Genomic DNA, 15,162 nt, shown 5'->3' with positions numbered 1-15,162 from the left:
GAACCACATGGGAAACGTTCGGCGCGGCGCGGGAGCGCGCGCTGCGCGCTCCCGGCTCGTCTGTTTCTTTATTTAGCGATCGACGCGCTCTTGAGGCGGCCGAAAGCGCCTTCAACCAGCGCCTTCTGCTGTTCATAGTGCTTCGCGTAGTAGCCGACCGCAGGCGAAGCCGAAGCCGGACGGCCGCTGTACGCCAGCTTTTGCCCTTCCTTCATACCTTCCTTCAGATGGTGCTCGATGTAGAACCACGGGCCCTGATTCTGCGGCTCGTCCTGCACCCACACGACTTCCGTTGCGTTGTCGTACTTCTTTATTTCCGCTTCGAACTGCTTGTGCGCGAACGGATAGAGCTGTTCGATACGGATGATCGCGACGTCGTTCGCCTTCGCTTCGCGGCGATGCGCGATCAGGTCGTAGTACACGCGGCCCGAGCAGGCCAGCACGCGCTTGACCTTCTTCGCGTCGATGGCTTCGTCCACTTCGCCGATGACCGGCTGGAACGAGCCCTTCGCGAGTTCCGACAGATCGGACACGGCTTCCTTGTGACGCAGCAACGACTTCGGCGTTGCGACGATCAGCGGCTTGCGGAACAGGCGGATCATCTGGCGACGCAGCAGGTGGAAGACCTGCGCCGGCGTGGTAGGTTGAACGACCTGCATGTTGTGGTCCGCGCACAGTTGCAGGAAACGCTCGATACGCGCCGACGAGTGCTCCGGACCCTGGCCTTCGTAGCCGTGCGGCAGCAGCATGGTCAGGCCCGACACGCGGCCCCACTTCACTTCGCCCGACGAGATGAACTGGTCGATCACGACCTGCGCGCCGTTCACGAAGTCGCCGAACTGCGCTTCCCATGCGACGAACGTGTTCGGTTCAGCGGTCGAGTAACCGTATTCGAAGCCGAGCACCGCTTCTTCCGACAGCACCGAGTCGATCACCGTGAACTTCGCCTGACCTTCGGCGATGTTCTGCAGCGGCACGTAGGTGCCGTCGTTCCAGCGCTCGCGGTTCTGGTCGTGCAGCACGGCGTGACGGTGCGTGAACGTGCCGCGGCCCGAATCCTGACCGGTCAGGCGCACGGCATAACCGGATGCGACCAGCGATGCGAACGCGAGGTGCTCGCCCATGCCCCAGTCGAGCTTCGCTTCGCCGCGGCCCATTGCGCGACGGTCGTTGATCACGCGCTCGACGAGCGGGTGAACCTTGAAGTTTTCCGGAATCGTGGTGATGCGCTCGGCCAAGCGCTTCAGTTCCGCGAGCGGCACGGCCGTGTCGGCGGCATCGGTCCACTTGCGGTTCAGGAACGGCACCCAGTCCACCGCGTACTTGCTCTTGTAGTTCGAGAGCACCGGGTCGACCGTATGATGGCCTTCGTCCATCGCCTTGCGATAGGCCTTGACGAACTCCTCGCCCTCCTCGGCCGTGATGACGCCCTGTTGCACGAGCTTTTCAGCGTACAGCGCGCGGGTGCCCGGGTGCTTCGAGATCGTCTTGTACATCAGCGGCTGCGTGACCGCCGGGGTGTCCTGCTCGTTATGGCCCAGCTTGCGGAAGCAGACGATGTCGACGACGACGTCCTTGTGGAACTGCGTGCGGAAGTCGATCGCCATCTGGATGGCCATCACGACCGCCTCCGGATCGTCACCGTTCACGTGCAGCACCGGCGCTTCGATCATCTTGACGACGTCCGAGCAGTACAACGTGGAGCGCGAGTCGCGCGGATCCGACGTCGTGAAGCCGATCTGGTTGTTGATGACGATGTGCAGCGTGCCGTGCGTGCCGTAACCGCGCGTTTGCGCGAGGTTCAGCGTTTCCATCACGACGCCCTGGCCCGCGAAAGCCGCGTCGCCGTGGATCTGCACCGGCAGCACCTGAAGGCCGTCTTCGTCGCCGCGGCGGTCCATCCGCGCCTTCGCCGAGCCCTCGACCACCGGGTTGACGATTTCGAGGTGAGACGGGTTGAACGCGAGCGACAGATGAACGGGGCCGCCTTCGGTCGCGACGTCCGACGAGAAGCCCTTGTGGTACTTCACGTCGCCAGCCGGCAGATCGTCGACGTGCTTGCCTTCGAATTCAGCGAACAGGTCAGCCGGCATCTTGCCGAGCGTGTTGACCAGCACGTTCAGACGGCCGCGGTGCGCCATCGCGATGACGATTTCCTGTACGCCGCGCAGACCGCCGTGACGCACGACTTCGTCCATCGCCGCGATGAAGCTCTCGCCGCCTTCGAGCGAGAAGCGCTTCTGACCGACGTACTTGGTATGCAGGAAACGCTCGAGGCCTTCGGCGGCCGTCAGGCGGTTCAGGATGTGCTTCTTCTTTTCGTTGCTGAAGTTCGGCGTCGAACGGATCGATTCGAGGCGTTCCTTCCACCAGCGCTTCTGCTCCGGATCGCTGATGTACATGTACTCGGCGCCGATCGTGCCGCAGTACGTATCGCGCAGGGCTTTGACGATCTCGCGCAGCGTCGCGCGCTCGAACCCGAAGTACAGATTCGTTGCGCTGAACTCCTGGTCCATGTCGGCTTCGGTGAAGTCGTAGAACGCGGGTTCAAGTTCGGGGATCGCGGGACGTTCGCGGCGCTTCAGAGGATCGAGATTGGCCCATTGCGAGCCGAGGAAGCGATATGCGCCGATGAGGGATTGGACGTAAACCTGCTTGCGGGCAGTTGCAAGATCTTCGCCGCCGGCCGTTGCGCGCGGCAGGAACGCATTGGCCTTGGCGCGCTGTGCAAACGATTCGACGATGGGGCCGTGGGCCACGTCGTTGGCGTTGCTGCCGTCCGATGCGGGTACGTTCTGCAACGCATCGAAATAGCTGCGCCAGGTCTCGGGCACTGACGCCGGATTATCGAGATACGCTTCGTACATTTCTTCAACGTACGGAGCATTGCCGCCGAACAGATAAGAGTTCGACTGGAATTGCTTCATCATTTTTACGCTCACCTTTCTTCGAGCTTCTCGAGAAATAGCGGGTTACCGAACCTTCCGCGACACGGCCTGACCGTTTAGCGGATTGCGCGAATCAAGTCTTGCTTGGAAGGACCTAAAACTTTGCACCCGAGAGCATAGCACAGAACGAATAGTCCACATAGCGGACAGCAAAGGCCCAAAGCCCCTGACGGCGGGCGTTTCACGGATGGCCGGGTGCCTTTTCAAAGCGCGCAATAATGTTCTGTGGGAAATGGAGTGGCGTCATGATGCAAGTGCCACAAGGTTTGAATGCGCCAAAAACACGGAAGCCACCCGAAGGTGGCTTCCGTTGCCTTTTATCCAGCCGGGTTCAAGTTCCGCTTATTCGCTGGCAACCTTGTTGCGGCTCGCGCTGCGGCGCTCGTGTTCCTTCAGGTAGCGCTTGCGCAGACGGATCGATTTCGGCGTAACTTCGACCAGCTCGTCGTCGTCGATGAACTCGACCGCGTATTCGAGCGACAGCTGAACCGGCGGCACCAGACGCACGGCTTCATCAGTGCCCGACGCGCGCACGTTCGTGAGCTGCTTGCCCTTGATCGGGTTCACGACAAGGTCGTTGTCGCGGCTGTGGATGCCGATGATCATGCCTTCATACAGCGCCTCGCCCGGCGACACGAACATGCGGCCGCGATCCTGCAGCTTCCATAGAGCGTACGCGACTGCCGCGCCGTCGTCCTGCGAAATTAGCACGCCGTTGCGACGCTCACCGACCGCGCCCTCCTTGACCGGCTGGTAGGAATCGAACGTGTGGCTCATCAGACCCGTGCCACGCGTGAGCGTGAGGAATTCCGACTGGAAGCCGATCAGACCGCGCGCCGAAATACGGTATTCGAGACGCGTGCGGCCGCGGCCGTCCGACGCCATGTCGAGCATTTCGCCCTTGCGGCGGCCGAGCTCTTCCATCACGCCGCCCTGGTGCGTGTCTTCCATGTCGACGGTCAGATTTTCGTACGGCTCGTGCTTCTCGCCGTCGATTTCCTGCATCACGACGCGCGGACGCGACACAGCCAGCTCATAGCCTTCGCGACGCATGTTTTCGACCAGAATGGTCAGGTGCAACTCACCGCGGCCTGCCACTTCAAACGTGGTTTCGTCGCCGGTATCGCGCACGCGCAGCGCGACGTTGTGATTCAGTTCCTTCATCAGGCGGTCGCGAATCTGACGGCTCGTGACGAACTTGCCTTCGCGGCCAGCCAGTGGCGACGAGTTGACGAGGAAGTTCATGGTCAGCGTGGGTTCGTCGACCGTGATCATCGGCAGCGCTTCCGGCTGTTCCGGCGAGCAGATCGTCACGCCGATGCCGACTTCCTCGATACCGTTGATCAGCACGATGTCCCCCGCTTCAGCGGAGTCCACCTGCACGCGATCGAGGCCCTTGAACGACAGCACCTGGTTGATCTTGCGATTGAGGATCTCGCCTTCCGGGCCCGAGCGCACCGCGACCGCCATGCCCGGCTTGATGCGGCCGCGCGTGATACGGCCAATGCCGATACGGCCGACGTACGACGAGTAGTCGAGCGAGGTGATCTGCAGTTGCAGCGGACCTTCCGGATCGGCCGGGCGAACCGGCACGTGCTCGAGGATCGCCTCGAACAGCGGACGCATGTCGCCGTCGCGCACCTCCGGCGTGAGACCCGCGTAGCCGTTCAGGCCCGATGCGTAGACGATCGGGAAGTCGAGCTGCTCTTCGCTTGCACCGAGCTTGTCGAACAGGTCGAAAGTCTGGTTGATCACCCAGTCGATCCGCGCGCCCGGACGGTCGACCTTGTTGATCACGACGATCGGCTTCAGGCCTAGCGCGAGCGCCTTCTTCGTGACGAAGCGGGTCTGCGGCATCGGGCCTTCCACCGCATCGACGAGCAGCAGCACCGAGTCGACCATCGACAGCACGCGCTCCACTTCGCCGCCGAAGTCAGCGTGTCCCGGCGTGTCGACGATGTTGATGTGCGTGCCTTCGTACTCCACCGCGCAGTTCTTCGACAGGATCGTGATGCCGCGCTCTTTTTCGATGTCGTTCGAGTCCATCACGCGCTCGGCGATCTGCTGGTTCTCGCGGAACGTGGCGGTCTGACGGAGAAGCTGGTCGACGAGCGTGGTCTTGCCGTGGTCGACGTGAGCAATGATGGCGATGTTGCGTAGGGCGCGGGTCATAGGAAACCTGAAGACGGTTGAGTGCGCCGCTTGCTTATGCTGCTGGTTGAGGAGATAAACCACGACAACAAGCCCAAAGCGCACTTTTGGGAACCCAAAATTATAGCACGCGCGGATGATCCTTTCTGGTATTCCCCGATAGACCGCGCCGCGCCGTACGCTAATCCATTGCTGCGTGAGCGCGAAATATTCCTTGCCTAAGCTGTAATAACGCTTGTCGCGTCAATCAACAGCCGACTATACTAATGCCTAGTCAACCATTGCATTCGCACGAGAACCATGACGGAGCCGACCAACGAACCCACGCCGAATATCAGCGAGTACCAACTCGGCGAAAGCGTCGGCTATCTCATCTCGCGGGTGAAATCGACGCTGTCGAATCTGATCACGCAACGCAGCATGGCCGAACTCGGCATCACCAGCCAGCAAGGCAGCATCCTGTTCATGGTGGCGAGCGGCAAATGCCTGCTCGCAGCCGAGCTGGCGCGTGAATACGGGATCGACGCAAGCGCCGTCACGCGCCTGATCGACCGGCTCGAAAAGCGCGGCCTGCTCACGCGGGTGCGCAGTAACGAGGACCGACGCGTCGTGCGCCTCGCGTTGACGCCGGAAGGCCACGCAATCGCCGCCCGCATGCCGGGCATTTTCAATGGCGTGCTCGATAACCTACTGAACGGGTTCACCCCCGAAGAAGTGGGCTTTCTGAAGAGCATGCTGCGCCGCGTGCTCGTCAATTCTGGTGAGCAGACGGGACTTACCCGCGATGCCGCAAGCCATCCCGATAGCAAATCCTAATAACTTGCTTGCGGCGTCCACCATTACATTCCACTCAAAGAGTCGAGCGATGAAATCCCTTTCCCTGTCCGCGCCCGCGCTGTCGAGCCGGGCCGCTGTCGCCGCCGCGGTGACAGCGCTCGCCCTCACGGGGTGCGCGAACTACTTCGGCGTCAAAAGCGACAAACAGATCGCGCCGCCGACGCAGTACGAGTCGACGCAGAGCCTGCCCAACGAGGGCGGCCAGTGGCCTTCGCTCGACTGGGCCAACCAGTTCGGCGACCCGCAGCTGCCGAAGCTGATCGCTGAAGCGCTCGAGGGCAGCCCGTCGATCGCCCAGGCGCAAGCGCGGCTCGCGAAGGCTTCGTCGTATATTGAAAGCTCCCGCTCGGCGCTGTTTCCGAAGGTCAACGCAAGCTATTCCTGGACCCGCGAGTTGTTCTCGGCGAACGGCCTCTACCCCCCTCCGTACGGCGGCTCCTGGTATAGCGAAAACAACGTGCTCGCTAGCGCGTCGTGGGACCTCGACCTGTGGGGCAAGAACCGTCAGCGCCTCGGCCAGGCCGTATCGCAGCAGAAAGCCGCCGAAGCCGACATGCAGCAGGCGCGCGTGACGCTCGCGGCGTCGGTGGCGAGCACCTACAACCAGCTCGCGCAGCTGTATGCGTTCCGCGACATCGCCGCGCGCGAAATCGCCAACCGCCAGGACGTCGGCCGCATCACCAATAACCGCGTGACGGCCGGCCTCGACACCAACGTCGAGAAGCAGACCGCTACCGGCAACATCGCGACGAGCCAAGCCAACCTGACGGACCTCGACGGCCAGATCACCGTCGTGCGCTACCAGTTGGGCGCGCTGCTGGGCAAAGGTCCGGACCGCGGCCTGCAGATCGACAAGCCGGTGCTCACCGGCGGCGACGCGGTCGCGCTGCCCGACAACATCCCGGCCGACCTTGTGGCGCGCCGCGCGGACATCGTCGCGGCGCGTTGGCAGGTCGAAGCCGCAATGCACGACGTGAAGGAAGCGAAGGCGGAGTTCTACCCCGATGTGAACCTCGCGGCCGGCTTCGGTTTCGACGCGTTCGGCTGGGGTCGTTTCCTGACCGCGTCGAGCCGTCAGATACAGTTCGGCCCGGCAATCCACCTGCCGATCTTCGACGCCGGCGCGTTGCGCGCGCAACTGAAGGGCCGCTACGCCGACTTCGAGGGCGACGTCGCGAACTACAACCAGACACTGATCAACGCGCTGCAGGACGTATCGACACAGGTCTCGTCGATCCGCTCGATCGACCGCCAGGAAGGCGACGCCCAGCGCGCGCTCGACGCGTCGAGCAAGGCCTACCAGCTCGCCGTGGTGCGCTACAAGGCCGGTCTGTCGCCGCAACTGCAGGTGCTGACCGCCGACGAAAACCGGCTCGCCGCCGAGCAAACGGTCACGGGTCTGCAGATGCGCCGCCGCAGTCTGCAGATCGGTCTGATCAAGGCGCTGGGCGGCGGCTTCGACGCGACCCAGACAGGCCTCGTGGTGCCGACCGATGCCTCGGCATCGGCCACCGCAGCGAAGCACACCACGAGCACCGCCGCGAACTGAGCGCGGCCCGCGCCGACGCACACGCATCCACACGAACACCCGAATAAACGACGACGTTCAAGAGACCCCGGAGCACATCAATGAGCACCCCCCAGCAGCCTGCCACTCCACCGCAAGCCGCGAACAACGGCAAACGCAAGCGCATGATGACGCTGCTCGTCATCGTGATCCTGATAGCCGCGGTCGCGTACGGCCTGTACTACTTCCTCGTCGCTCGCTACCACGAAGACACCGACGACGCCTACGTAAGCGGCAACGTCGTGCAGATCACGCCGCAAGTCACGGGGACCGTGATCGCGGTCAACGCGGACGACACTCAGGTGGTCAAGGCCGGCGATCCGCTTGTCGTCCTCGACCCGGCCGACGCGCGCGTCGCGCTCGAACAGGCGGAGGCCAATCTCGCCCAGGTGGTGCGTCAGGTGCGCGGCCTGTTCGCCGACGACAGCCAGTACGAAGCGCAGGTTGCAGCGCGCGAGGCCGACCTGTCGCGTGCCCAGGACGACCTCAAGCGCCGTATGACCGTCGCGCAGACCGGCGCCGTATCGCAGGAAGAAATTTCTCACGCACGCGACTCCGTGAAGTCCGCGCAGGCCGCGCTCGACGCCGCTAAACAGCAACTCGCAGCAAACCGCGCGCTGACCGCGAACACCACGATCGCGGATCACCCGAATGTGCAGGCCGCCGCCGCAAAGTTGCGCGACGCGTACCTGAACCACGCTCGCAACACGCTGCCAGCGCCGGTCACCGGCTATGTCGCGAAGCGCTCGGTGCAGCTCGGCCAACGCGTGTCGCCGGGCACGCCGCTGATGGCGATCGTGCCGCTGCATGACGTGTGGGTCGACGCGAACTTCAAGGAAGTGCAACTCAAGCACATGCGCATCGGCCAGCCGGTCGAACTGACGGCTGACGTGTACGGCTCGTCGGTACCGTATCACGGCAAGGTGGTCGGCTTCTCGGCCGGCACGGGTTCGGCGTTCTCGCTATTGCCCGCGCAGAACGCGACCGGCAACTGGATCAAGGTGGTGCAGCGTCTGCCGGTGCGAATTGCGCTCGATCCGCAGGAGCTCGAGAAGCATCCGCTGCGTATCGGTCTGTCGATGCAGGCTGACGTCAACATCAAGGACGACACCGGCGGCCAGCTCGGTCAGGCGCCGACCACGGCCTACCAGACCAACGTTTTCGACAAGTACGGCGCGGAAGCCGACGCGGAAATCGTGCGCATCATTTCGGAAAACGCCGGCTCGAACGCCAACGGCGGCCCGCAGAAGTCGACCTCGGCGAGCGGCGCGACCGTGAAACCGGTGGCCCATAAGAGCTAAGGCTCCGCCCGACGATTCATAGAAGGCTCTTTTAATGGCTCAGGCTCAGGCGCAAGCCGCTCACCCGCCGCTCGAGGGCGCGCAACTTGTGATCGGCACCATCGCGGTATCGCTCGCCGTGTTCATGAACGTGCTCGACACGTCGATCGCGAACGTGTCGATCCCGTCGATTTCCGGCGACCTCGGCGTGTCGTCCGATCAGGGCACGTGGGTGATTACGTCGTTCGCGGTAGCCAACGCGATCTCAGTGCCGCTGACCGGCTGGCTCACCGATCGCATCGGCCAGGTTCGGCTGTTCATGGCGTCGATCGTGCTGTTCGTGCTGTCGTCGTGGATGTGCGGGCTGTCGCCGAACCTGCCCTTCCTGCTCGCGTCGCGCGTGCTGCAAGGCGCGGTGGCCGGCCCGATGATCCCGCTGTCGCAGACGCTGCTGCTCGCGAGCTATCCGCGCGCGAAGGCGCCGATGGCGCTCTCGATGTGGGCGATGACCACGCTGATCGCGCCGGTCGCGGGTCCGATTCTCGGCGGCTGGATTTCCGACAACATCTCGTGGCCCTGGATTTTCTACGTCAATATTCCCGTCGGCGCGATCGCGGCTGTCGCGACGTGGATGATCTTTCGTAACCGCGATTCGGTCATCAGGAAGGCGCCGATCGATGGCGTCGGCCTTGGTCTTCTGATCGTCTGGGTCGGCTCCCTTCAGGTCATGCTCGACAAGGGCAAAGATCTCGACTGGTTCTCGTCGACGACGATCGTCGTGCTCGCGCTCGTCGCGCTCATCGCGCTCGCGTTCTTCATCGTGTGGGAGCTGACGGCCGAGCATCCGGTGGTCGACCTGTCGCTCTTTAGCCGGCGTAATTTCACCGGCGGCACGATCGCGCTGTCGATCGGCTATGGGCTTTATTTCGGCAATCTCGTGCTACTGCCGCTGTGGCTGCAGACCGATATCGGCTACACCGCGACCGAAGCCGGACTCGTCATGGCACCCGTCGGTGTATTCGCGATCCTGCTGTCGCCGCTCACCGGCAAGGTGCTGCCGCGCACCGATCCGCGCTATATCGCGACGCTGTCCTTCCTGATTTTCGCGCTGTGTTTCTGGATGCGCTCGCGCTATACGACGGGCGTCGACACGTACTCGCTGATGCTGCCGACGCTGATTCAGGGCATCGGCATGGCTGGCTTCTTCATTCCGCTCGTGTCGATCACGCTGTCTGGCTTGCCGGGCCATCGGATTCCGGCGGCCTCAGGGCTGTCGAACTTCGTGCGCATCATGTGCGGCGGTATCGGTACGTCGATCTTCCAGACCGCATGGGATCACCGCGCGATCATGCATCATGCGCAACTGACCGAGCAGGCTAACGCTTACAACCCGGCGTTTGGTCAGTCGATTCATCAGATGGGCGCGGCGGGCCTGGATCAGCAGCAGACGTATGGTCTGTTCAATACCATGGTTACGCAGCAGGCCGCGCAACTCGGCGTGAACGATCTGTTCTTCATTTCGGCCGGCATTTTTGTCGCGCTGATCGCGCTGATCTGGATCACGCGACCAGAACGGGCAGGTGGCGATGGAGGAGCGGCAGCCGCTGCGGCGCATTGAAGGCGTTGTTCGGGTGCTGCTTCAGTTCGGCACCCTGCACCGGATGGCATCCAAAAAAGCGGGATCGCTCGACGGCAGATCCCGCTTTTTTTATTGTCCGTGCCTGGCTGACAAAGCGGCCACGCCTAGCTCTCTGTCGTAACGACCAGACGCTCGGGCGCAAGCACGCCTTCGCCCGGCTTCGCGACACCGAGAAGCCGCCCCTGCGCCGAGTACACCCTCACGCGCGCTGCATTCACCGCTTCGGCAGCGATCGTCAACGACGATAGCTTCAGCCGCTGGCCGTGCAGGAAGCGGCGCATGTCGTCGTCGCTGAGACAGACTTGCGGGAACGTCGACAGCAACGCGTCGACCGGTTGCAGCCATGAGTCGCGCTCGAACTGGGTCGCCTCGGACAACGCTTCGAGCGTGACCGAATGGTCGAGCGTTAGCGCGCCGACGCCCGTGCGACGCAGCGCGACCAGATGCGCGCCGCAGCCGAGCGCCTCGCCGATATCCTCGGCAAGCGTACGCACATAGGTGCCCTTGCTGCACGTCACTCGAAACGTCACATCCGGCAACGCGCACGCGATCAGCTCGAGCGCGCGAATCGTCACCTGCCGCCCTTCCCGTTCGACCGTCTGACCGGCGCGCGCGTACTCGTACAGCGGCTTGCCGTCACGCTTGAGCGCCGAGTACATCGGCGGAATCTGAACAATCTCGCCGATGAACCGCTGCAGGCTCGCCCGCACCGCCGCCTCGTCGCAATCGACCGCGCGGACGTCGAGTGGCTCGCCCTCGGCATCGCCGGTAGTCGTGCGGATGCCGAGGCGCATCGTCGCCTCGTAGGTCTTGTCGGCTTCGAGCAGGTCCTGTGAAAACTTGGTGGCCTCGCCGAAGCACAGAGGTAACAGGCCGGTTGCGAGCGGGTCGAGCGTGCCGGTGTGGCCGGCCTTTTTCGCCAGATACAGACGTTTGACGCGAACCAGCGCGTCGTTGCTCGACAGGCCGAGCGGCTTATCGAGTAGCAGTACGCCGTCGAGCGCGCGACGGGGCACGCGGGGGCGTTGAGGAGCGGTCATGTCGAGTGAGGCGGAACGTTCGGGAAATGCGCAAAACCGCGCCGCGCGCTGCATGGAGCGCCGCGGCAGAGGAGACGCTCAGTCGTCTTTCGCGCGCGTGGAATTCGCCTCGTCGATCAGACGTGACATCTCGACCGCGCGCTCGATCGTCTTGTCGTAGTGAAAATGCAGTGTCGGCACCGTATGAATATGCAGGCGCTTGAAGAGCAGATTGCGCAGATGGCCGGCCGCGTGCGTCAGCGCTTCCAGCGTCTGCTGCGGATCGCCCGTCAGCGTCGTGAAATAGACCTTCGCGTGCGCGTAGTCGGGCGTCAGCTCGACGCTCTGGAATGTGACAAGGCCGATGCGCGGATCTTTGACCTCGCGCAGCAGCTCGGCCAGGTCGCGCTGGATCTGATCGGCGATCTGCACGTTGCGATTGGGACTGGTACGTTTCTTAGGCATGGTGTTGTGTGCTCCGTGATAACGGATGCAAAAATGGGTTCGCGCGAGCCGTGTTTGTTATCCATTGGATACGACGGCGTCGCGATCGCCGCGGCCTGTGAACGACACGTCGGTGCGATGGTCTCGCGCCATGTGCCGATTCACGACGAACGCGGCATCGAAGCCAGCGGCAAACTCGGCGCAGCGGGCTCAAAAACAACGGGCGGAGCGGGCGTCAAGCCCGTTCCGCCCGTTGTGCCGCGCCGCGTGAATTACAGCGTACGCGCGACTTCGGTGACCTCGAAGACTTCGAACTGATCGCCTTCGACGATGTCGTTGAAGTTCCTGACCGACATACCGCACTCGAAGCCCTGACGGACTTCCTTCACATCGTCCTTGAAGCGCTTGAGCGAGTCGAGCTCGCCCGTAAAGATGACGACGTTATTGCGCAGCACGCGCACCGACGACGAGCGCTTGACGAAACCGTCCGTGACCATACAGCCGGCCACCGTGCCGACCTTCGGCACCTTGAAGACCTGGCGAACTTCGACCGTGCCCGTCACGACTTCGCGTTTCTCGGGCGCCAGCATGCCCGACATCGCCGCCTTCACCTCATCCACGGCGTCGTAGATGATGTTGTAGTAGCGGATGTCGACGCCATTGGCTTCCGCGAGCTTGCGCGCCTGCGCATCCGCGCGGGTGTTGAAGCCAATGATGACCGCCTTCGACGCCGTCGCGAGGTTGACGTCCGACTCGCTGATGCCGCCGACCGCGCCGTGCACGATCTGCACGCGCACTTCGTCAGTGGACAGCTTTTGCAGCGACTGCACCAGCGCTTCCTGCGAACCCTGCACGTCGGCCTTGACGATGAGCGGCATGTACTGCACTTCGCCTTCGCCCATCTGCTCGAGCATGTTCTCGAGCTTCGCGGCCTGCTGCTTCGCGAGCTTGACGTCGCGGAACTTGCCCTGACGGAACAGTGCCACTTCACGCGCCTTGCGCTCGTCCGGCATCACGATCACTTCTTCGCCAGCCTGCGGGACTTCCGACAGACCCTGGATTTCGACCGGGATCGACGGGCCAGCGGACTTGGTCGGCTTGCCGGTTTCGTCGAGCATGGCACGCACGCGACCGTAGGCGCTGCCTGCCAACACGACGTCGCCGCGATTCAGCGTACCCGACTGGACGAGGATGGTTGCGACTGGACCCTTACCCTTGTCGAGCTTCGCTTCGATCACGAGACCCTTGGCCGGCGATTCGACCGGTGCCTTCAGCTCCAGCACTTCGGCCTGCAACAGCACGTTTTCGAGCAGATCGTCGATGCCCGCGCCGGTCTTCGCCGACACCGGCACGAACGGCGAATCGCCGCCGTACTCTTCCGGCACGACGCCTTCCGTGACGAGTTCCTGTTTCACGCGCTCCAGATTCGCGTCCGGTTTGTCGATCTTGTTGATCGCTACGACCAGCGGCACGCCGCCGGCCTTCGCGTGGGAGATCGCTTCCTTCGTCTGCGGCATCACGCCGTCGTCGGCGGCCACCACCAGAATCACGATGTCGGTTGCCTTCGCACCGCGGGCACGCATTGCCGTAAAGGCTTCGTGACCCGGTGTGTCGAGGAACGTGATCACGCCGCGTGGCGTTTCGACGTGATAAGCGCCGATGTGCTGCGTAATACCGCCCGCCTCGCCTGCCGCAACCTTCGCGCGACGAATGTAGTCGAGCAGCGAGGTCTTGCCGTGGTCGACGTGGCCCATCACCGTGACGACCGGCGGACGCGGCAGTGCTTCCGCGTCGGTCGCTTCGCCTTCGACCAGCATCGCTTCCGGATCGTCCAGCTTCGCCGCGAGCGCACGGTGGCCCAGTTCCTCGACGATGATCATCGCCGTTTCCTGGTCCAGCATCTGGTTGATCGTGACCATCTGGCCGAGCTTCATCATCACCTTGATGACTTCCGACGCCTTCACCGCCATCTTGTGCGCCAGATCCGCGACCGTGATGGTTTCCGGCACGTGCACTTCACGCACGATCGGTTCGGTCGGCGCCTGGAACGTAGTGCTCTGCTCCTGATGCTTGCCACGACCCTTAGGACCACCGCGCCAGCCACGATCGACGCCGCCGCTCGAGTCGCCGCGCGTCTTGATGCCGCGGCGCTTTGCTGCGTCGTCCTGCCAGTTACCACCTTTGCCGCCAGCACCCGGCTTCTTCTTGTCGCCGGCGGACGGTGCGCTTGCGGGCGCCGGAGCCGCAGCTGCCGGCTTCCGGGCTGCCGGGCGCGCCGGCGCTTCGCCAGCCGGACGCGCCGGCTTGTGCAGCGTGCCTTTCGCTTCGGCCACCTTGGCCGGCTCCGCAGGCTTCGGTGCCGGCTCCGGAGCCTTCACCTGCGCCTTGCGCGGCGTGTTCATCATTTCGCGAATTGCGCGCGCTTCGGCTTCGGCGGCCGCGCGGCGTTTGGCGATTTCTTCCTGTTCGGCGCGCGCCTTTTCGGCGGCCAGACGCGCGGCGTCTTCCGCCTTCTTCGCGGCTTCGCGTTGCGCGGCGCGTTCCGCTGCCGCGCGTTCGTCGTCCTGCTCAGTTGACTTCGCGGCAGCCGGTGCCGCAGCTTGCGCCGCCTGTTGGGCCTTCTCGCGAGCCGCCGTCTCGGCCGCTACGCGTTTATTCGCTTCGTCTTCCGCGCGCTGGCGCTCGGCTTCCGCAGCGTGCTCGCGCGCCTGACGCTCAGCCTCTTCGCGCTCGAGCTGTTCCTGACGTGCCTGCAGCTGCTGCGCCTGCTTTTCGAGCAGTTCGGCTTCGTGACGCGCTTCTTCCTCACGACGCTGCAGTTCGAGATCTTCGGCGTCCGCGTTTTCGGCTACATGATTCGATGCGTCCCCGCCTTCCGCGACGGTCTCGTCGCGGCGGACGAACGTGCGCTTCTTGCGCACCTCGACCTGAATGGTGCGAGCTTTGCCCGTCGCATCGGACTGCTTGATCTCCGACGTGTGCCGGCGCGTCAGCGTGATCTTGCGCTTGTCGGCATCGTTCGAGCCGTGCGACTTGCGCAAGTGATCGAGCAGACGCGCCTTGTCCGCCTCGGACAGGTTGTCGTCTTCGCTCGCTTTCTGGACGCCCGCTGCCTGTAGCTGCTCGAGCAGCACGCCAGCAGGCATTTTCAGTTCCGCGGCAAATTGGGCTACGTTGTTACTCGCCATTCATTCCTCTTAATGCAAGGACCGATTCCTTGCGGTTAGCATCGGGTCATGCGGCCTCGCGGCCGCGTTCAATTCAGTGCGCCATGGTC

Annotated in this window: 9 protein-coding genes; 4 read left to right on the top strand and 5 right to left on the bottom strand. The window is 63.5% G+C overall.

Annotated features, from left to right (window positions below):
• Nucleotides 1-68: 68 nt before the first annotated feature.
• Nucleotides 69-2,930 carry a 2-oxoglutarate dehydrogenase E1 component gene (locus BJG93_RS05940; RefSeq protein WP_027197408.1) on the bottom strand — a complete coding sequence of 954 codons (2,862 nt, stop codon included), beginning with the start codon at nucleotides 2,928-2,930 and terminating at the stop codon, nucleotides 69-71.
• A gap of 360 nt (nucleotides 2,931-3,290) precedes the next feature.
• Nucleotides 3,291-5,120 (bottom strand): translational GTPase TypA, encoded by a 1,830-nt coding sequence (typA, locus tag BJG93_RS05935; protein ID WP_027197407.1) that lies wholly within the window; start codon nucleotides 5,118-5,120, stop codon nucleotides 3,291-3,293.
• Nucleotides 5,121-5,399: 279 nt separating this feature from the next.
• On the opposite strand from typA, the gene BJG93_RS05930 reads away from it, so the two are divergent.
• The 4 genes from BJG93_RS05930 to BJG93_RS05915 all read left to right on the top strand — a co-directional run bounded on the left by BJG93_RS05930 (nucleotide 5,400) and on the right by BJG93_RS05915 (nucleotide 10,401).
• Nucleotides 5,400-5,915 (top strand): MarR family winged helix-turn-helix transcriptional regulator, encoded by a 516-nt coding sequence (locus tag BJG93_RS05930; protein ID WP_027197406.1) that lies wholly within the window; start codon nucleotides 5,400-5,402, stop codon nucleotides 5,913-5,915.
• Nucleotides 5,916-5,964: 49 nt separating this feature from the next.
• Nucleotides 5,965-7,485 (top strand): efflux transporter outer membrane subunit, encoded by a 1,521-nt coding sequence (locus BJG93_RS05925; protein ID WP_027197405.1) that lies wholly within the window; start codon nucleotides 5,965-5,967, stop codon nucleotides 7,483-7,485.
• An 80-nt stretch (nucleotides 7,486-7,565) separates the two neighbouring features.
• Complete coding sequence (locus tag BJG93_RS05920; protein ID WP_027197404.1) at nucleotides 7,566-8,804, top strand: EmrA/EmrK family multidrug efflux transporter periplasmic adaptor subunit; 1,239 nt, start codon at nucleotides 7,566-7,568, stop codon at nucleotides 8,802-8,804.
• 34 nt (nucleotides 8,805-8,838) lie between these two features.
• Entirely contained in the window at nucleotides 8,839-10,401 is a 1,563-nt protein-coding gene (locus BJG93_RS05915; RefSeq protein ID WP_027197403.1) for a DHA2 family efflux MFS transporter permease subunit, read from the top strand.
• 125 nt (nucleotides 10,402-10,526) lie between these two features.
• Here BJG93_RS05915 and truB read toward each other — a convergent pair whose 3' ends face one another.
• The 3 genes from truB to infB form a co-directional block, all read right to left on the bottom strand.
• A complete protein-coding gene (truB, locus tag BJG93_RS05910) occupies nucleotides 10,527-11,462 on the bottom strand; it encodes a tRNA pseudouridine(55) synthase TruB (protein ID WP_027197402.1) in 936 nt (311 codons plus the stop codon).
• Nucleotides 11,463-11,540: 78 nt separating this feature from the next.
• Nucleotides 11,541-11,906, bottom strand: a complete 366-nt coding sequence (gene rbfA, locus BJG93_RS05905; RefSeq protein WP_027197401.1) for a 30S ribosome-binding factor RbfA — start codon at nucleotides 11,904-11,906, stop codon at nucleotides 11,541-11,543.
• Nucleotides 11,907-12,157: 251 nt separating this feature from the next.
• Nucleotides 12,158-15,073 carry a translation initiation factor IF-2 gene (gene infB, locus BJG93_RS05900; protein WP_027197399.1) on the bottom strand — a complete coding sequence of 972 codons (2,916 nt, stop codon included), beginning with the start codon at nucleotides 15,071-15,073 and terminating at the stop codon, nucleotides 12,158-12,160.
• Nucleotides 15,074-15,162: the final 89 nt, after the last annotated feature.

This window comes from Paraburkholderia sprentiae WSM5005 (genome assembly GCF_001865575.2).
Classification (GTDB): Bacteria; Pseudomonadota; Gammaproteobacteria; order Burkholderiales; family Burkholderiaceae; genus Paraburkholderia; species Paraburkholderia sprentiae.
Note: the sequence above shows the minus strand (reverse complement) of the source record. Positions and strands in the feature narration are given on the sequence as shown.

Bases quoted from the DNA above. Each gene is read 5' to 3' on its own strand.
- BJG93_RS05940 (WP_027197408.1), bottom strand. From the start codon at position 2,930: ATGATGAAGCAATTCCAGTCGAACTCTTATCTGTTCGGCGGCAATGCT.
- typA (WP_027197407.1), bottom strand. From the start codon at position 5,120: ATGACCCGCGCCCTACGCAACATCGCCATCATTGCTCACGTCGACCAC.
- BJG93_RS05930 (WP_027197406.1), top strand. From the start codon at position 5,400: ATGACGGAGCCGACCAACGAACCCACGCCGAATATCAGCGAGTACCAA.
- BJG93_RS05925 (WP_027197405.1), top strand. From the start codon at position 5,965: ATGAAATCCCTTTCCCTGTCCGCGCCCGCGCTGTCGAGCCGGGCCGCT.
- BJG93_RS05920 (WP_027197404.1), top strand. From the start codon at position 7,566: ATGAGCACCCCCCAGCAGCCTGCCACTCCACCGCAAGCCGCGAACAAC.
- BJG93_RS05915 (WP_027197403.1), top strand. From the start codon at position 8,839: ATGGCTCAGGCTCAGGCGCAAGCCGCTCACCCGCCGCTCGAGGGCGCG.
- truB (WP_027197402.1), bottom strand. From the start codon at position 11,462: ATGACCGCTCCTCAACGCCCCCGCGTGCCCCGTCGCGCGCTCGACGGC.
- rbfA (WP_027197401.1), bottom strand. From the start codon at position 11,906: ATGCCTAAGAAACGTACCAGTCCCAATCGCAACGTGCAGATCGCCGAT.
- infB (WP_027197399.1), bottom strand. From the start codon at position 15,073: ATGGCGAGTAACAACGTAGCCCAATTTGCCGCGGAACTGAAAATGCCT.